The organism is Clostridium sp. D5 (assembly GCF_000190355.1).
Classification (GTDB): Bacteria; Bacillota; Clostridia; order Lachnospirales; family Lachnospiraceae; genus Faecalicatena; species Faecalicatena fissicatena_A.
In genome coordinates this window covers 249690-268020 of the sequence record NZ_GL870809.1, presented here as the reverse complement: position 1 = coordinate 268020, position 18331 = coordinate 249690, and the positions used below count along the sequence as shown (strand labels likewise).

Below are 18331 nucleotides of genomic sequence, written 5' to 3'. Positions count from 1 at the left end.
ATATTTGACACAGTTAATTTTTCTAAATGTGCTGAAGGCCTTTAGAAGTAGTGTGTGATTGTTGGCTTCAATCCAACCATATATTTATACTTTAAAGAAGAACTACAAAAAGCCCGTAGCAGAGTTTATTTAAAATATCTGCATGCAGGCTTAATTTACTAATACAGCTTTTTTATATCTCTTTTATCCGGGTAAACAATACCTAAATAAAACAACATCCATTGGTACATAGTCGTACTCCTTAAAATTGACAATTTAAGACACACTAACCAGTAAATTGACTAATTGATTTATACCTAAACTCCAAATAATTGTTATTATTTTGAGTTTAAATTCCTAAACTGCCCCCTTCTGCCCCAGCACAATCAAAACTGTCCGCCAGATAATTCTAATATCCATCACCAACGTCCATTCCGCTATGTACTTAGCATCCAGTGCCACGACTTCTTCGAAATCCACAATATCACTCCGCCCGCTCACCTGCCACATACCGGTCAGCCCCGGTCTCATAGCAAGCCGTTTCCTATGCCGCACTTCATACTGTTCGTATTCGTCCACCGTCGGAGGTCTTGTACCCACAAGGCTCATGTCCCCCTTGAGGACATTCCAGAACTGTGGAAGTTCATCAATACTGCTCTTCCTTAAAAAATGACCGATAGGGATAATTCGCGGATCGTTATCCATCTTGAACATAAAACCGTTCATCTTATTCTGTTCCATCAACTCTTTTTTCCGCGCCTCTGCATCAGGATACATGGTGCGGAACTTAAAGATCTTAAACCGTCTGCCGTTTCTTCCAACTCTTTCCTGAGAAAAGAAAACCGGACCGGGAGACTGCTTTTTGATGATCGGGGCAAATATGATAAATGCGATCCCGGTAATAATCAAACCCGCCAAACCTCCTGCAATATCCAACAGGCGTTTGAAGAAAAGCTGCCTTGGTGTCGCAAACTTCATACTGGAAGACAACACCATGTAACTTGCAAATCTCTGGATTCTTTTGTTTTCTACCTGCTCTGTAAATCTGGCCAGGTTTACATGGGATACCAAGCCCATGCCTACGAATATGCTCATCAGCCTTTCAGCCTCTTTTTCCTGTCCCGGCAGGTCAATGAACACTTCATCAATGATACTGTCCTGTATGTAATTTACAATGTGTTCCTTGTCGGCCACTACTGGAACATATTTAATAGTACTTCCTACTTTATCATCTGTATCATACAGGGTACATGCTGTCAGCTGATAATCTCTGTATGGCTGAAGCAGACCCTCAATTGTATTTTCTATCCGTTCAGAAGTGGATATAATGAGCACTTTTCTTTTGGCTTTCTTACCACTGATCCGTATGCGCACGATCCGTTTCCAGATGAGTCTTTCCACGATCATAAAGCACATGCTTATGGGACACATCGCTAATACTATCGCTCTTGAATATGAACTAGATTCTTTAAATATGAACATCCATATGATAAGCCCTATTGTGACAAATCCACAATGGAATATGACCTGCTTTATTTCCGCCATGTAGCCACGGCGTATAATATTTTCGTAACTGTTGATAAAGAATACCGCCAGCAGGCTTACCAGTACTATTGCCCAGACCATACTCTGGTACTGATCGCTCAGACCGCCACTAGGATAACCATTTCTTATTAAATAAGAAATAAAAAATGCAACTTCCAGGCATACAATGTCCAATATCGTAAAGTCTATATGCTTAGCCCAGCCCTTTACAATATTCTGATACATGCTACTCCCCCATCCTCATATAACCCCATGGATACTAATCAGTTTCCAACTCTGTTAACAGCTTTACTCTTCGTTTCCATAGTTTCCATAGTACTTGCCGTAATATCTGCCGTAGTATCTGCCATAATATTGATTCTGTTTCATATCAACTTTGTTCAGTACAACTCCCAGGATAGGGCACTCTGATTTTTCCAGCTGCTTTTTGACATTCTTGGCAAATTTATAGCTGATCGCCTGGGACGCGATTACCATGACAGCCGCATCACACTGCTTTGCTATAATTGCACTGTCAATGACACTTCCCAGCGGTGGTGCATCTATAATAATATAGTCATATACCTTTCTGGCACTGCTTATTAAATTTTCAAAACGCTTATGGCCCAGCAGCTCTGCCGGGTTAGGCGGTACCACACCTGCAAACATAACAACAAGGCCGGCTTTCTGAGTCTTGTACATAATGTCACCGACTTCCGCCTGCCCTGCCAGAAAATGAGATAGTCCCTTTATGGTTCCGGTTACCTTATGGCGTCCGGCAAGAACTGATTTTCTAAGGTCTGCATCTATAAATAAAACTTTCTTTCCCGCCTCTGCCAAAGAACTGGATACTGATAGAGATACTGTACTTTTCCCTTCATTCGGCGTACAGCTCGTGAAAACAATCACCTTATTATCTGCTCCGGAAAATTCAATGTTGGTACGAAGGGTTTTATACGCCTCATTACTTCTAAAATCTTTGTCCATGCCTTTCAGCACCATTTCCTGCATTTGCTTTATCCTCCTGTTCCCCTGCTTTCCGAGGATGAATCTCCCTCAGTCCCTCCGGGGGTGTCTTAACCTTCCGATTCGCTTTTTATCTTTCTGAGCATGGCAGCCGAATTATCGTAGAATATCTTTTTCATATACGGCTCTCCATACTTCTTCTTTACGTATGCAGCAGCTTTTCCCATCCTTGGAGCCCTGTTCTCCGTGTTGTGTGCATCTGAGCCCACACCAAACACCATGTCCTGATCCATCAGATCTTTTACGAACTGTCTGGCTTTTCTTCCGGAATCACCGGTAATACTGCCTGTATTTATCTGTATGTTAACTCCCATATTCCAAATGTGTTCAACCAGTTCAAACTTGTCAACCAGACAGAGATATCTCTCTGCATGGGCAAGAATCGCTTCATATCCTGCCATCTGTATTTGCTGAAGTCCCTGCTTAATATAGTTGAAACTATCTGCCGGTGAAAACTCCACCATGACCTGATTTCTCCGGTTCATTGTAAGTATCTCACCCTGACGCAGCTTTTCAGGGACATCCTGCCCAAAATATATTTCTGTGCCCAGATAGATGCGGAATTTCTCATCAATGTTCTGTGCAGCTTTTCGGACCAGTGTGAGTTTCTTTCTTAATATGTCAGGATGCTCATGTCCTCTGCGGGGATGGTAATGGGGGGTCGCTATCATACAGCGGATGCCTTCATCATAAGCAATGCGAAGCATCTTCTCTGTCACCTCCATACTGGCAGCCCCATCATCTACACCAGGAAGGATATGGCAATGCATGTCAATATATCTTTCCATCAGGCTGGCCTCCTAGTCATTCCTGTGACCTTTATATCTTTACTATAGGACAGAACACAGTATTACACTTTTTTCTGTCACCACATTCAACACTTAGTTTATCGCTAACTCCCCTATTTGTCAAGAAAACTGTCGAATTTGTACTAACATTACGTTTTATTGTCATATTATGCAAATTCCCGGAAAGCCCATAAATACGCGGCAAATCCATTTATAAATTTTCTTTTTCGCAATAAACCAGTATTATCACAGCCAAAAACCTTCCTGTGAAAACAAAAAATCTCTTTCTGACAATTAATGTCAGAAAGAGATTTTATTCGCTTATTCTCATTTGTGATATCTATAAGTACAAATTATTTGTTATAAGCTTTTTTTCTGTTCAGGCCATAAGCTCCAGCTGCTGCTGCCATTGCTAATACACCTAAAGCAAGAACGAGTGAAGACTCACCTGTTTTTGGTGATGTTCCTGTTGCGCTTCCATTTCCGCTGTTTGTTAATGTGCTGTTGTCAACAACGATTGCTACTGGTGATAAACTCTCGAAAGTACCAGTGATAACGCCGTCGCCAACGCTTCCTGTTACATTCTTCCAGCCGCCGTCATAGTGGAGAACAGCTGCTTTTGTGCTGGATGTTGCTCCTGCTAACGGAAAGCTGATTGTAAGTGCGCCATTAGCAAAATCCCAATCCGGTGCTGTCAGATCAAATGATGTTGCAAGTGTTCCGTTAGGAACAGCTGCTGTAATATCTGCAGCGCTTGGTGTCTGTGTTGCAGCGGCAAACGTTACGCTTACGGCATTGCCGTTCTTGTCTGTGGCTTTTGTTCCGCCCTGGAAACTAGCAGACGGGCTTCCTGCAGCAAATACGCCCATGGTCATAGTAAGAAGCATTGTAGCTGCTACTAAAACCCCCACTAATTTCTTCATTCTACTTTTTTTCATGACTAGTCCCTCCTAAGTAAAATAATATATTCTAGTTCATTTCCATATTGTATCATATATCCTTTATTTTGTAAAAGGTTTTGACTACCATTTTTTGTAATTCGTCCTCATTGGTATAAAATTCGTCATGTTCTGCACCCGCCCGTTCTTCGCCGGGTATGGTCTGTATTTCGCCGTCCATTTCATAAGTGGATAACGCCATAATCTCATCAGCGCTCATGTCTGTTGTAAAATAGGGGTTGGTTCCCGTCATAAGTTTTGCATATAATTCTGTATCCTTCTGGGAGGCCTGCTTTAACTGTGACATCAGAGCCATGACAAACTGTGTCTGGCGTTCCATTCGGTCACTGTTGCTCCCGGTGACTGTGATATCCCGGTAACGGACATACTTTTCCGCCTGTTCCCCTGTGAGAGTGAGCGTTTTCCCCTGTTCAAATACCGGATCTACATAAGTGTAATCCTTGGGAACCGTAATTTCTACTCCGCCCATCAGATCATTCACCGTAGAAATTCCGTCTATGCTCATTGCGATGGACGAACTGATCGGTACACCGTACATCAAATTTGACACCGCGTTCTTCATAAGCCATGCACTCTTCTTCTCACCATCTCCGTACGCATACTGAAGTGCAATCTGCATTTTCTGCGTTGTAAGATATTCTCCCTTTTCAGAATATACGTCAACATTCGTCATTGTATTTCTAGAAATCTGGAAAAGCTGGACCGTCTTCTCTTTCTCATTGAGCGCCATCAGTATGATACTGTCGGCCTGACCGCCGTCCCCCATGAACTGAGCATAGTCCATATCGCCCTTTTTATCTACACCCAGAAATACCACCGCTTTTATGTCACGGTTATATTCATACGCCTGTCCCTGGTAGGTAATGTTCTTGGAGTCTGTCCTGGCCGTGCCTTCTGAAGATGAGGAAGACTTTTTAGAGGGCACCTGTGTCTTGGCCTGCCTGGACTTCATAAAAAATAATGTACCTGCGATAATCACAAGAATGATTACAGCGATCACGCCGATGATCAAACCTGTATTCTTTTTGCCCTGCTCTGTACGCTTATTCCCGGTATGTCCTGAACCATTCGAACTTCTATTATTGTTGCGTTTCATATTCATACTCATCTGTCAGTACAGCTCCCACTAAATATCTGTTATCCGGTCTGTCTCCAATACAGGTACTCATTGTTATAATACGGTTTTCCGGGCCCACCTGTATGCTGTCATTAAAATTACTTCCCAGCTCCCGCACCGCTTTCAGCGAATCCAGATACGCCTGTTTCTGATTGTCCATTGTAAAATCAAAGGACTGCAGGATATGTCTGTCATCATATACTACCGCTTCAAAAATCTCATAAGTCAGCTTCTTCTCCGGCGTATAAACATATACTTTGGAATGTTCCTGGAAATATGCCGGATCATCATAATTATGTAAATTCTGGAACATGGAACCATCCAGCATATCATGTCCGTAAATCACGGTATTAAAATCAGAAAAATCTTTTGCATTCAGGTTTTCCGTATAGATTGATCCCGGCAGCCCTGCCTGGCCGTCTATTGTGTTGTCCAGATAATAGGTATTATCTGTAGCACTCTGTACAATCGGATAATTGATGTTGGTATCCGGGATGGAAATCCATGCATAGATATCCGGGTTTGTCTCCTGAAGCTGTTTAAAATCTATTGGATTCGCCTCTTTTGGTTCTTCCGGGCTCTTCGGTTCCTCCGGTTCTTTTTCCTGTTCCAGGCTCACCTGTTTCTGAACCTCATCGTATGTTTTGCTTCTTTTGTCCTGTCCTGTAAAATAATAGATGATATAACCAATGCATGCTGCTGCAATTACAACCAGGACTCCGGTTATGATCAACCTTGTTTTCTTTTGCAACTTCTGAAACCTTCTTTCCTATTTCCTATGAGTCTGAGATGTGCTTGATTTTTTCTTTCTTTTTTTCTTCTCTCCACCGTATTTTCCCATATGCTGTTTCTTCGTTGTAGTTTCTCCTGCCTCCAGCGGAATCACAGCCAGTGTATTCATATCAAGGTACTTTCTTACATCCTCTTCCGTTTTAATGGAATCATCCAGAAGAAGCAGTACAATAATAATTGCTATGGCAAGCAGTGTTGCAAGCAGTCCGCCTATTGCTACGTTCTTTTTCATAACTGGGCTGGAAGGATATTCTGAAACAACAGCCTCCTCCACGATGCTCGGCTTGTCAGTACTCATGACTTCAGCCACCCTGTCGGCAGTCGCATCCGCCATCGCGTTGGCAATATCTTTTGCCAGCTCTGCATCAGGATTCTCCACACTGATTTTCAAAATACGGGTGTCCGCAGGATTGGATATAGAAATGGTTTTCACCAGATCCTCATAAGTCGTGTCCAGGTCCAGCTCTTCTATCACATTTCCCACAACCGGCCTACTTGTTGCCAGTGTCTCAAAGTCTACGGTAAGCTGTGTCCCCATCTGAATATCCGCTAGGGACGTCACGCTGGTCGTCTTAGTCAGAATATAGATCATAGATGATGAAGTATATTGCGGCACTATCAGAAACTTCGTTGCGGCGCCCGCGATCACTGCTCCGGCTGCCAGGCAAAGTATAATCAGCCAGGCCTTGCGCCAAAGCGCGTGGAATATCTCCAGTAAATCAATCTCTATTTCATCATCTCGTAACTGTTCGTCCATTATAAAAGTCTCCCTCTCTAATCGCTAGAATCTGTTTTATTCTAGCACAGGAAACGACAAAAGACAACTATCAATGACAAAAAAGGGGGATCTGGAGAATGAAGTGAGATGCTGGGGATGGCCGTCGTACTGGGATAGACCCCAACCGCTCACGAGGCTGAAGCCCGTGAGCGGTATCCTGATGTATGAATGTTAGTCTGCATTATTTATTTTTTTTACTGGGAACTGTACTTCTGAGAGCCATTCTGCCTCATCCTCTTTGTTCCATACACCGTCTATATATGATTCTCTGGGGCTGCCGCAGATCTCATATCCGTTGTCTTCTACAAATCTGATGACGGCGGCATATGCCTCCGGGAATCCTTCGTAGGGTCCTTTGTGCAGGACGCATGCGGCTGTTTCTACTTCTGGAATTACCTTGAAACGGATCGTCTCTGAGTCTGGTTTCAGCTCTGTAACGGATTCGCATATTTCGGCGTCTATGTCTTCCTCCCGGTGTTCTCCGTCGTAATAGATGGTGAAGCAGTATTCCGGCTCCGTACAGATACAGCCCAAACGTTCCATTTCTTTGCCCATGGAGGGCATGACGTCAAACATGGCTCCGTAGTCCGGCAGACGCTTTCTCATGTATGCCACTGTTGTCTCAGGTATTGATTTGATCAGGACATGGTAATTGGCGTTTATGTTTTCCGAGGATAAATAGCATTCCACCTGCGCCAGCTTGGCCGTCTTTTCGGCAATCTCGGCCAGGAGCTGACGTTTTTTTGCCTTCAGAAGTTCCGCCTCAGACCCGCCATTTTGGATCTCTCTGATTTCATCCAGGGAAAAGCCCATATTCCGAAGCGCCAGGATCTGATGTATAACCGGCAGCTGGCCCGCTGTGTAATAACGGTATCCTGTTGCCATGTCTACACAGACTGGTTTTAACAGGCCCTGCTCATCATAGTAGCGCAGTGCTTTTACAGTCACATGATTCATACTGGCAAACATACCAATTCTATATAATTTGTAAGGTTCTTTTATCTCGCAGACGTGCTCTCTTTTCACTGTGATCCACCTTTCTTACAACAGGGTCTCTAAGAGACCCCGCGGACTAAAGTTATAAACAAAAGCTATTGTAAAATAATAAGTTATTCCCACCGGAATGTCAATTTTGAAAGAATACAGCAGATGAAAGTAATCGCTGCCATAAGAAGCACAGTACCGATGACATTCTCCACGGCACTGCCCATGGATACCTGCTTCATCAGCTTGATTCCCTGTGTCAGGGGGAGAATGGAGGCCACATTCTGCAGACCTTTCGGAAACAGTTCAAAGGGAATCGTCGCTCCTGATAAGAACAGCATGGGGAAATATACTGCTGTGGTCACTACATTTGCCACCTTGACTGATTTACACAGCCCCGCAATCAGCATGCCGATACTGTACATTGCTGCCATTACGAGGAGGTAGGAACCCAGGAACAAAAGTACATTTCCTTTCATACGGTATCCAAATACAACTACAGAAACCAGGGAAACTGCGGCACACGAGATTAGTGCCGTCGCCACGCCGCATGCTACAACCGCTCCCAGCAGCATCATTGGGCTGCAGGGCGTCACGAAAAAATGTTTTAAGATCTTTTTATCACGGTAATCCGCGATTGTCAGCGGAATTCCCATAAATGCACTCGCGCAGATTCCCACTGCGGTCAGCGAAGCAAAAGCGCTATCCAGATAAGTGAAGCTGCCCCCACCTCCTGCCGTTTTGCTTCCGGCGATCACAGCAATCAGTACCAGAACTCCCACCGGCATAGCAACGCCGAAGATCAGGCCGTCAGGACAGCGCAGCCCCAGCCTCTGTTCTATTTTATATAATGTTCCAAATTGTCTCATGCAAGTTCCTCCTCTCCCATATACCACAGATACGCCTCTTCCAGATTATCATAGGGAGTTGCTTTGATTACTTCCTCTACGGTTCCTTCCGTAATCCTTTGCCCGTCTTTTATCAAAAGAATCCTGTCACACAAACTTTCTGCTTCTTCCATATAATGAGTGGTAAGAAAGATTGTCATACCATTTTCTTTTAGTCCTCTTAACACCTGCCAGACTTCTCTGCGCGCCGCAGTATCCAGCCCCGTTGTTAGCTCATCCAGAAAAACCAGTCCCGGGTTTGGTATCAGCGCGAGCACTACTGACAGCTTCTGGCGTTCTCCGCCGGATAATTTGTCAACCGGCTGCTTTCTCAGTTCCCACAGTTTAAACCGACGCAGAAGATCACAATAATCCGCCGGCCTGCGGTAAAGCACAGACAGCTCCTCACATATTTCCTCAACCCGGATGTTGTTCTGAAAATTAGAAGACTGCAGTTGAACCCCTACTTTATTAAATAGTTCTCTTCTCTTTGTCCCCGGTTCCATTCCCAATATACTTACCGTCCCGCTGTCTGCCTTCTTTAACCCCAGGACGGTTTCAATCGTTGTACTTTTTCCTGCGCCGTTGGGACCCAGCAGCCCGAATACCTCACAGCCGTCTACGTGAAATGACAGATTGTCAACCACAATTCTGTTTCCATACTTCTTTGTTAAATTCTCTGCTTTTATACATGTTTTCATCTCTCTTATCCTCCTTACAAATTCATCCTACAGTCTCCCGTAGGGGCAGAGTCAAGAAGATTTTCACATATTTATTAAATGAAGAACGTACCGCCGTGCGTATCCTCCAGAGGAATTCCTGTATCAGAAAAAATGCCCTGCAAAAAACATCCCGGGGACGCTTTCCGCAAAGCACTTCTTTCCTATTATAATAGGCTTTTATTTGTGTCACTCTTTCCTTGCATAATGAAACCTTCTCGTTAGCAATACGCTTTTATAGCATTTTCTGCATTACAGAGGGTAAATATTAAGCCTTTTAATTTTCCCATTGTCATCCGTTTTCTCCAGGAAAGCAGTTACCGGCAGAATTGTATCTCCATACTCGATAAAATACCAAACCTGGCTGTCTCCGTTGTATTTGATACTGTATATTTTAAATGGTCCGCCGTTGAAACCGAACTTATGGTGAAACATCATCTCTACTGCCATTTTCCCTTCCAGGTGCATCGTGTCGCTCCCGATCTTTATTAAGGAAGCATCGTGCAGCACTCCGTACTCGTTAAACAAATCAGCCAGGCCTACATTATCCCCGCGCTGCATACAGTCAATATATTGTTCTAAAATTCTCATCACTTTCTCTCCCTTCTAAAAACGCTCTGAACGCAGTAATGCATCGATTCCGCCGTCTACAAATAAGATGATCCCATTGATCCCGCTGGCCAGCGGAGAGGCCAGGAATAACATCCCATTTGCAATCTCCTGTGCATCCAGAAACTCTTTTCTGCCATATCGCGTGGGTATGGGAATTAAAAGCGCTGCATCCCGCTGCGCCTCCGTCATTCCCTGAGTCATAGGTGTAGTCGTATTGCCAGGTGCAACTGCATTAATACGCAGCCCATCTACTGCCCATGCGGGGGATACTCTTCTCACCCATCTTGCCAGAGCATGTTTGGAAGAGCTGTAGGCGGAAGGCGCCAGTGTACGCGGAATGTCTGCCGCCATTTCCAGAATCCGGTCTTCATCCATAACATTTGACATCATATCTACCCAGTCACACCGAACCGTATGATTTGTCACTGAATTAGACGAGGTCATAACACAGCTTCCGTTTTTTTTCTTCAACAGCGGACGCAGTCCCTCTGCAATCTCTATCCCCGCAAAAAAGTTCAGACTGAATATCAGCTTGGGCGGTGCAGTCGGTCCTACACCGGCATTACAGAACAAGCCGTCAATCCCATCCGGATAGCGCAGTTTGACTGCCTCAATCGCATTCTGGCGTTCTTCGCTTTTTGAAAGGTCTGCAAGGAAATCGCCCTCCTTCAGATCAATATTAAAGACTTCGTGGCCCTGCTCCAGCAATGTTGTCCTCACAGCTGCCCCGATTCCCGTCGTTCCTCCTGTAATAATATAAACACTCATAATAAACCTCCCTTTTCAAAAGTGTATTCAAAAACTGTACATTTACATTATCACGCATGCAATATGCTGTCAATTTAAATAATATTTTAACAATAGTCTGATAAATTTTAGACATACTTAATATTTCATCAAAAAAATGTTCCGTTTACACAATTCACTCCTGCGATATCTGCACCATGTTGCCTGCCTCGAACACTGCTATGCGCATTTCGTTCGGAAGTTTTTTTATCTTTTCTAATATTCTAAATAAATTTATGGAAAACACTTGACACTTTAAACTGATACAAATATAATTACAGCATGAACTGTAACTAATGACATTACATTTAAACACATCACACAGCAGATAAAGCAAAAAATTAAAATCAGGAGGTACAAAAGATGAGTTATATCACATTGACAAACAATAATTTTCAGGAACATGCACAGCAAGCCGGCACTCCCCTAATCGTAGAATTCTGGGCGCCGTGGTGCGGTTACTGCCGCCGCCTGGGTCCCGTCATAGATCAGCTGGAAGAAGAACTGCAGGGAACCATTAAAATCGGGAAAATCAATCTGGACGATGAGCCTGAACTGGCAGAAAGATTTGAAGTAGATACGATCCCGTCCCTGTTGATGTTCAAAGACGGCCACCACGGAGAACTTCTCGTTAATCCGGGTTCAAAAGCAGAGATTCAGAAATGGATACAGGAGGTATAAAGGATGAAACAGAAAGAATATGATGTAGTCATCGTCGGCGGAGGCCCAGGTGGTTATACTGCAGCTTTGTATGCCGCAAGAAGCGGTTTTTCTGTACTGGTACTGGAAAAGCTTTCCCCCGGCGGGCAGATGGCAACCACCGGGCAGATTGATAATTACCCCGGATTTGAAGAGGGTGTGGACGGATTTGAACTGGCCGCTAAGATGAAAAAAGGCGCCGACAGATTCGGCGTGGAAACCGCTTTTGCCCAGGTGGAGGAGATGGAACTTACCTCCACCCCCAAAAAGCTTGCCACCTCAGAAGGCGTAGTACTGGGGCGGACCGTTATTCTTGCAATGGGCGCTTCTCCTCGTGAACTGGATGTCCCTGGTGAGCGGGAAATGCGCGGCCACGGCGTTGCTTATTGTGCGGCATGCGATGGAATGATGTATAAAAACAAAACGGTCGTAATCGCCGGAGGCGGGAACAGCGCCGCCGCAGATGCCCTTCTGCTTTCTAAAATCTGTAAAGAGGTACATCTGGTGCACCGCAGAAATGAACTCCGTGCATCACGCATTTACATGGAGCCGCTGAAAAACAGCAATGTCATATTCCACTGGAACACACGGGTAACAGGAATACTGCATGAAAAGCGAGTCATTGGTGCAAAGCTGGAAGATGTCGCCACAAAAGAGATCTCATATCTCCCCTGCGACGGAATCTTCGTGGCAATCGGCCGAGTTCCTGATACAGCTATTTTAAAAGAGCAGGTTACGCTGGATTCACACGGCTATATCCAGGCTGATGAGACCACACGTACAAACATTCCCGGGGTATTTGCCGTCGGAGATATCCGCAGCAAGCCACTGCGCCAGATTATAACAGCGGCATCCGACGGGGCGGTAGCATCCAAATACGCAGAAGAATTTTTGAATGGAATGTAGAAAATACTCTAAAAAAACTGCCTGTTGGATAAATAATCTACCGAAAGGAACAGATCTGTGAAAATAGTTTCACAAAGATACTCTGCTGCAATAAGACAGCAAAAATAATGATTGAGTAAAGGGTGATAACATGACAGGAGAATTTACAATTGCAGTACATGCACTGGTCTATCTGGACCATAAGCAGGAGACGCTCTCCAGCGAAGAGCTGGCCGGCAATATCTGCACAAATCCGGTCCGGGTCAGAAAGGTAATGGCCCGGCTGAAAAAGCATAAACTGCTCGACACAAAAGAAGGGTTAAAGGGCGGGTATAAGATTGCCCAACCCCCTGAGAAGATCAGCCTGAAACAGATCTGTGATGCCCTGGAGATGGATATCGTCAAAGCCTCCTGGCATTCCGGAAATATTGATATGCCTTGTCTGGTGGCATCCGGAATGGCAGGAGTCATGGACGGTATCTATGGAGATTTAAATAAAATCGGAAAACAGTATCTGGAAACCATCACCATCAAAGACATTGAGGAACAAATTTTCAGAAAAGCAGATTAAGGCGGGTTAAATCCCGCTTTTATTGCGGGGTTCATATCCTCTCGCCTTTTTGGCTTCGTACATCCGCATATCTGCAAGTTCCATCAGTTCATGGCAGTCGCTTCCATCTTCCGGGAAAAAGGCATAGCCTGCTGAGAAACGCACGGGCATTGAAACCTGCCCATTGATCTCTACGCTGGATTTGTTTACGGCCTCCTGTATTGCATTTATATAGCGCTCCAGCTCTGCCCGGTCTTTTCCGCCGTATATAAGCAGGGCAAATTCATCCCCGCCCAGTCTGCTCACGACCTTCTTTCTGGCCGGACACTCACGCAGCACATCCGCTATTCCCCGCAGGTACTCATCTCCACCTGCATGGCCATACCGGTCATTTACACTTTTCAGACCATCTGCATCGGCCAGGAACAGAACGGCATGCCCGCAGTCTTTGTTTTCATCTAAAAGCCCTTGAAACTTACTGTAGAACGCCCGGCGGTTATATAGTCCCGTCAGGAAATCCCGATCCCTTTCATATACAATATGGTGCTTTTCAACCATATCCTCTGTCACATCCAGAAGAATCCCTAAAATGCCGTTTTCATAAGGAATGGAATCCATTCTTATATACCGTTCCTCTTCCCACGGCAGGCGGTAAATCCCTCGTTCCACCTCCTCCGGACAGCGGCGGATCTCCTCCAGCTTCGCTTCAAACAGCTCATGGTCTGACAGGATCCTCTGTATTTCTTCCGAAGACAGACATAGAATTCCACCCAAACCGCTCGTAGTCAGTACTCTCTTCATATTCAGCCGGTATTCATAAATACCTACAGGAATGCTCACAATATCCAGCACTGCGGAGAATTTATTCGGCACATCCAGCAGGCTTTCTATCATTTCATTAATCTGTTCACTCAGTTCCAAAAATTCCGGTGTGGTATCTACACTCACCCGGGTATCCAGGTCTCCGCCGGTAATTACACGCAGCTTCTTATTAACCGACGAGATCCCCCTCACAATATACCTGTCCAGATATTTTGAAATCGCTGCGATGATAAGAATGCCAAGCAGTGCAAGATATATAGACAGCATCCGTGTACTTTTATAGACACTATGGTACATTCTGCTCTCGGGGCAGATTCTTCCAAGTATCACAGAACCGGTTCGCGAAAATACGCAGTAGCTTTTTTCCCCGTCAAATTTCGTCCTGAATCCCTCTTCGCCGTTCGTCAGATTTTCCGCTTTTATTCCCAGTTCTTTAACATCCTTTTTAATATAATTCCCATCCGTTGAACCAAGCACTTCATGAGTATCAGGATCCACCGCGCAGATTACATTGCCTTCATCCGCCGTAAGGATCGAAAATATATAGGAAAGTTCATTTCTTTTCATCGCCTCCACAACACGGTCAGGCTCCATCCCAATCTGTACGATTCCTTTTCCGTCTTCCTGCCACACGGCCGCATACTGCATCAGCTTGGATTCCGCCGTATTGGGGGTGATCTCCTGACACAGCTCCAGGGACCGGTCTTCAAGCATTGGCAGAAAAAACTGCATCTGTTCCCCCGAATTAAAATTCATCCCAAAATATTTCGGCTGTGACCCCGCATAAAGGTTCCCCTCTGTATCAAAAATGTGAAACTCATCAATCTGAAGCAGTCCCGCAATCTTCTCCAACTCCGGCTGATTTCCGATAATCTCAGGCCGGCTCTGCATAATATAGGCCGCCGCCTTTGCGCTGATAAGGCAGCTCTGCCTGAAATCCTCTTTGATCTGTTCCACATCTTTCTCATTCTGTACTAATATCTGATTAATCTGCCAGAACAGATTCTCCGATTCCGTCCTCATACTCCTGTCTACCTGTTTAATCTGAAGCAGAACATTTAACAGCAGAGAAAAAAGCATAGCTGCAGAAATAATCAAACACAACTTCTTCCTTATCTGATCCTTCATAGTGCCCCCGTCCGAATACCGTCTTCCAATGATTGCTTTTTTCATTATATCATATAAATGTCCCACCGCACCTTTATTTTATCTGCAATTCACATTCCTGCAATTTCCTGTGAAATCAAAAAACAGTCCTTTCATTTTGGAGTCATGAAAGAACTGCTATTGCTATTTTTTATTTTTTTCTGGCACCATGTATAATAAACATTCCCCATATTCTCTAACTGATATGGCAAGTCTCCTGCTGCTGTTTGTTTGTATACATCGCCTGGTCCGCCAGCGCATACAAAGACTTCCAGTCACCTACATTCGGTCCGTAACCGGCGCTCCCTATGCTGATTGAGATATTGCAGCTTTGATCTAAAAACCGGAACTCAATGCCAAGTACCATTTTCCTGAACTCTTCAATCAGCAGATTTACTTCTTTTATATCCATGCTCCGGAAAACCATGATAAACTCATCTCCGCCGACTCTGCCTGCCCATCCATTGTTTTGTCCGGTGCATTCTTTCATTTTATCCGCAAGGGTCAGTATCACCTGATCTCCCATCAAATGGCCATAGGTATCATTAATCAGCTTAAACCGGTCAATATCCAGCAAAACGATCACTAGAGGCTCCGTCTCTTTCCACTCTATGGTCTGTCTCTGGAGTTCATGCTCAATGAAATGTTTGTTATAAAGCCCGGTATAAGAATCGTGTGTAGCCAGATGGTTCAGCCTCTGAATCATCTCCGCCAGTGCTCTGTTCCCTTTTTGATTAACGTCATTGACCAGAAGGCTGTCCGTGGCATCACGGATCAGCTCCAGTGCAAGCGTTGCCCCCGCATCAGGCAGGGGCATTGATTCAACTAAAAAGACCTTGTCATCCACCATGTCCAGTTTGATGATCTGGCGGTTTTCATTCACTGCCAGTCTGGAAATACAGTTCTGACAGGCATAGTCACGATTCCATATATTATAGCATTTGTCCTTATAAGGAATTAACTTCCCATCTTTCAGCTCATAAACGGTGTATGTCTCTATATCTACGATCCGGTAATATTCAAAAAATGGATGAGATTGTATATATTCTTCCATAAGCCGGCCCGCATCCCGCATGTTAAACATTTCATGTCCCCCTTGAGCTTCATCTACAGTTGCATCTATAGCTTCATTTGACTATAATACTCCGGTCGCCTTTCTGCTGTAACCTAACCGAAACGGAAGTACGTTCCGTTTTTCCGGCACCAGCAAAGAACCTTTCGTGTCTAATATTATAGCTCCTATCAAATTTAGCATAGTTTTGTATGAATGTAAAGAAGTTCGATCTGTTTACACCGGTATCGGGGGGCGTATCATTACCATACGTGATCATATCTGAAATTGCCGGCCGGCAGATAATGCTGCTTATAATGAATCGCGGTCAATGAAACAATAATCCAGCTTTCTGGTTTTCACCTCCAGATGCCAGGCCATCTTTGCACTCTCTTCCAGCTCTTCTATCCCATAGAAGGCGTCCATAAGAGTTCTGCCGCCAACCACCGGCCCATGCTGCTTCAAAAGATAGGCATCCGACAAAGGAAGTCTTTCCCTCATATAAGAAAAAAGCTCCCGGCTTCCTGGTTCTGCAAAAGGTATCAGCCCTACCCTGCCTACCTTCATCCTCAGATACGGTGTATAGGCAGGAATAACATCGGCAGGATCCTCAAAGGCCATACAAGAATAGAGTGCAGCATAGAAGCTATGGGTATGGATCACCCCTTTTATCTGTGGCCTGTACTGGTATATCATCTGATGCATTGGAAATTCTTTGCTGGGTTTTACTGTATTTAGCTGTTCCCCGTCCAGAGTCAGACAGGCAAACTGACCTTCTTTCAAAGTGCCAAAGCATGTACCGCTGCCTGAAATGTAAATCTGGTCCCCCTCACGAAAGCTGATATTTGAGGAAGATCCGGAGGCGCTCCCTTTTGCAAATAATGTATGTGCGATCCACACTGCATCCTGTAGAAAATCTTCCGTCATCTTACAATTCCTCTCCTTTCATACTCATGATTGCCCTGTAAAAGAAGTCCTTTTGTCCAAAATTTCCAGATTTTAACACCAGGCGATAATCCGGCCCGTCAAGCGGCGTCATAACGGGGACCCCCGGAGCTATACTTCTGCCAATCCGGTAACCTTCATAACCCAAAGTTTTCATCACGGCTCCGGAAGTCTCCCCTCCGGCAACAATATACTTTCTAATACCTTTTTTCCTGGCAATAGTCACCAGTTCTGCCAGGGTGTCCTCAATTATCCCGGCAATAGATTCCTTCCCCAGCTCCTGGGTTTTCTTTACTTCCTCCGGAGGGGCAGAACTGTAGACCAATATCTCGCTGAGTTTATCCAGCCCTGCTTCCCTCCAGATCCCCTCTGCATCCAAAGACCCATCCAGTAGCCGGGCGGGAGCAATCTTATAAGAGAGAAGGCCTTTTTTCTGATACGCAGCAACCTGCTCTAAAGTGATCCGGGAACAGCTTCCTGCAATAAGAAGTACAGAACCTTCTACTGGTTCCTCCACTATTTTGTTCCCGTCAAAACCATAGGTTCTTCCAAAATATTTTCCCAGATGTTCCAGCAGGCCTGATCCCCCGGTATAAAACCCAATATTCGGGAAATCTTCGGCTATCTGCTGTCCCTGTACGTCGGTTTCATAATCAGGCACCACATAGCAATGCTGATTTTTGCTAATTTCTTCTTCAATCTTATTTTTAGCGTCCTCCGTCAAAGGTGTTCTGGTTTCCACGCAGCTATATTTTCCCTGAAGTTTCATTAAATCTGCCAGCCTTGATTTTCTCATGGGCGTCAGCGGGTGATTCTTCATATGGCTTTCTTCTAAAAGTACTCCATTCACATAAAGTCTTCCTTCTGAGAGTGTACGTCCGTTTACCGGTAGTGAAGGACATAATACTGTACAGGGAATCCCCATTTTTTCCATAACCGCGTCAATTACCGGACCGATATTCCCCTCATCCGTAGAATCAAAGGTGGAACAGTATTTGAAATAAAAGATACACGCTCCCTGTTCTTTTAGCCACTCAAAGGCTTCCAGCGATTCTTTCACCGCATGTTCCTTTTTTACATTCCTTGTTTTTAAAGCGATAACAACGCCCTGTACACTCTTATCTTCCATTTTTTTCTCCGGTATTCCGTTATACAGCGCGGTAGATATCCCGCTTTTTACCAGAAATGATGCCGCGTCGCCCGCACCTGTAAAATCATCCGCCACGCAGCCGAAAAATAGTCTGTCTGCCTGCATCACACGCCTCCTTCTCATATAGACGGA

19 protein-coding genes are annotated in these 18331 nt (G+C 44.7%); 3 read left to right on the top strand and 16 right to left on the bottom strand.

Annotated features, from left to right (window positions below):
- Nucleotides 1–336: 336 nt before the first annotated feature.
- The 12 genes from HMPREF0240_RS01105 to HMPREF0240_RS01050 all read right to left on the bottom strand — a co-directional run bounded on the left by HMPREF0240_RS01105 (nt 337) and on the right by HMPREF0240_RS01050 (nt 10933).
- Entirely contained in the window at nt 337–1749 is a 1413-nt protein-coding gene (locus HMPREF0240_RS01105; protein ID WP_009001612.1) for a sugar transferase, read from the bottom strand.
- A 63-nt stretch (nt 1750–1812) separates the two neighbouring features.
- A complete protein-coding gene (locus HMPREF0240_RS01100) occupies nt 1813–2514 on the bottom strand; it encodes a polysaccharide biosynthesis tyrosine autokinase (RefSeq protein ID WP_009001611.1) in 702 nt (233 codons plus the stop codon).
- A gap of 65 nt (nt 2515–2579) precedes the next feature.
- Complete coding sequence (locus tag HMPREF0240_RS01095) at nt 2580–3317, bottom strand: CpsB/CapC family capsule biosynthesis tyrosine phosphatase (protein ID WP_009001610.1); 738 nt, start codon at nt 3315–3317, stop codon at nt 2580–2582.
- A 353-nt stretch (nt 3318–3670) separates the two neighbouring features.
- Nucleotides 3671–4255 (bottom strand): LPXTG cell wall anchor domain-containing protein, encoded by a 585-nt coding sequence (locus HMPREF0240_RS01090; protein ID WP_009001609.1) that lies wholly within the window; start codon nt 4253–4255, stop codon nt 3671–3673.
- Nucleotides 4256–4307: 52 nt separating this feature from the next.
- Complete coding sequence (locus HMPREF0240_RS01085; RefSeq protein ID WP_009001608.1) at nt 4308–5372, bottom strand: LCP family protein; 1065 nt, start codon at nt 5370–5372, stop codon at nt 4308–4310.
- Nucleotides 5356–6144 (bottom strand): class B sortase, encoded by a 789-nt coding sequence (gene srtB / locus HMPREF0240_RS01080; RefSeq protein ID WP_035312201.1) that lies wholly within the window; start codon nt 6142–6144, stop codon nt 5356–5358. Before srtB ends, HMPREF0240_RS01085 begins: the two co-directional genes overlap by 17 nt.
- 18 nt (nt 6145–6162) lie before the next feature.
- Nucleotides 6163–6942, bottom strand: a complete 780-nt coding sequence (locus HMPREF0240_RS01075) for a Wzz/FepE/Etk N-terminal domain-containing protein (RefSeq protein ID WP_009001606.1) — start codon at nt 6940–6942, stop codon at nt 6163–6165.
- Between the two features lie 192 nt (nt 6943–7134).
- Complete coding sequence (locus HMPREF0240_RS01070; RefSeq protein ID WP_009001605.1) at nt 7135–7989, bottom strand: MerR family transcriptional regulator; 855 nt, start codon at nt 7987–7989, stop codon at nt 7135–7137.
- 83 nt (nt 7990–8072) lie between these two features.
- Nucleotides 8073–8816, bottom strand: coding sequence for an ABC transporter permease (locus HMPREF0240_RS01065; RefSeq protein ID WP_009001604.1), 744 nt, complete (start codon nt 8814–8816; stop codon nt 8073–8075).
- Nucleotides 8813–9535 carry an ABC transporter ATP-binding protein gene (locus HMPREF0240_RS01060; RefSeq protein WP_009001603.1) on the bottom strand — a complete coding sequence of 241 codons (723 nt, stop codon included), beginning with the start codon at nt 9533–9535 and terminating at the stop codon, nt 8813–8815. Before HMPREF0240_RS01060 ends, HMPREF0240_RS01065 begins: the two co-directional genes overlap by 4 nt.
- Nucleotides 9536–9805: 270 nt before the next feature.
- A complete protein-coding gene (locus HMPREF0240_RS01055; RefSeq protein WP_035312199.1) occupies nt 9806–10144 on the bottom strand; it encodes a hypothetical protein in 339 nt (112 codons plus the stop codon).
- Between the two features lie 15 nt (nt 10145–10159).
- On the bottom strand, nt 10160–10933 hold the full coding sequence (locus HMPREF0240_RS01050; RefSeq protein WP_009001601.1) for an SDR family oxidoreductase: 774 nt from the start codon (nt 10931–10933) through the stop codon (nt 10160–10162).
- A gap of 381 nt (nt 10934–11314) precedes the next feature.
- On the opposite strand from HMPREF0240_RS01050, the gene HMPREF0240_RS01045 reads away from it, so the two are divergent.
- The 3 genes from HMPREF0240_RS01045 (at nt 11315) to HMPREF0240_RS01035 (ending at nt 13106) form a co-directional block, all read left to right on the top strand.
- Nucleotides 11315–11632 (top strand): thioredoxin domain-containing protein, encoded by a 318-nt coding sequence (locus HMPREF0240_RS01045; RefSeq protein WP_009001600.1) that lies wholly within the window; start codon nt 11315–11317, stop codon nt 11630–11632.
- A gap of 3 nt (nt 11633–11635) precedes the next feature.
- Complete coding sequence (gene trxB / locus HMPREF0240_RS01040) at nt 11636–12556, top strand: thioredoxin-disulfide reductase (protein ID WP_009001599.1); 921 nt, start codon at nt 11636–11638, stop codon at nt 12554–12556.
- A 130-nt stretch (nt 12557–12686) separates the two neighbouring features.
- Complete coding sequence (locus HMPREF0240_RS01035) at nt 12687–13106, top strand: Rrf2 family transcriptional regulator (RefSeq protein WP_009001598.1); 420 nt, start codon at nt 12687–12689, stop codon at nt 13104–13106.
- Nucleotides 13107–13112: 6 nt separating this feature from the next.
- On the opposite strand, the gene HMPREF0240_RS01030 is transcribed toward HMPREF0240_RS01035, so the two are convergent.
- From HMPREF0240_RS01030 to otnK, 4 genes are all read right to left on the bottom strand, one after another.
- A complete protein-coding gene (locus HMPREF0240_RS01030; RefSeq protein WP_009001597.1) occupies nt 13113–15035 on the bottom strand; it encodes a diguanylate cyclase in 1923 nt (640 codons plus the stop codon).
- 214 nt (nt 15036–15249) lie between these two features.
- On the bottom strand, nt 15250–16137 hold the full coding sequence (locus HMPREF0240_RS01025) for a GGDEF domain-containing protein (protein WP_148486263.1): 888 nt from the start codon (nt 16135–16137) through the stop codon (nt 15250–15252).
- A 279-nt stretch (nt 16138–16416) separates the two neighbouring features.
- The gene (locus HMPREF0240_RS01020) at nt 16417–17031 is read right to left on the bottom strand and encodes a class II aldolase/adducin family protein (RefSeq protein WP_009001595.1); all 615 of its coding nucleotides are present in this window, start codon (nt 17029–17031) and stop codon (nt 16417–16419) included.
- A gap of 1 nt (nt 17032) precedes the next feature.
- A complete protein-coding gene (gene otnK, locus HMPREF0240_RS01015; RefSeq protein ID WP_035312198.1) occupies nt 17033–18304 on the bottom strand; it encodes a 3-oxo-tetronate kinase in 1272 nt (423 codons plus the stop codon).
- Between the last annotated feature and the right edge of the window lie 27 nt (nt 18305–18331).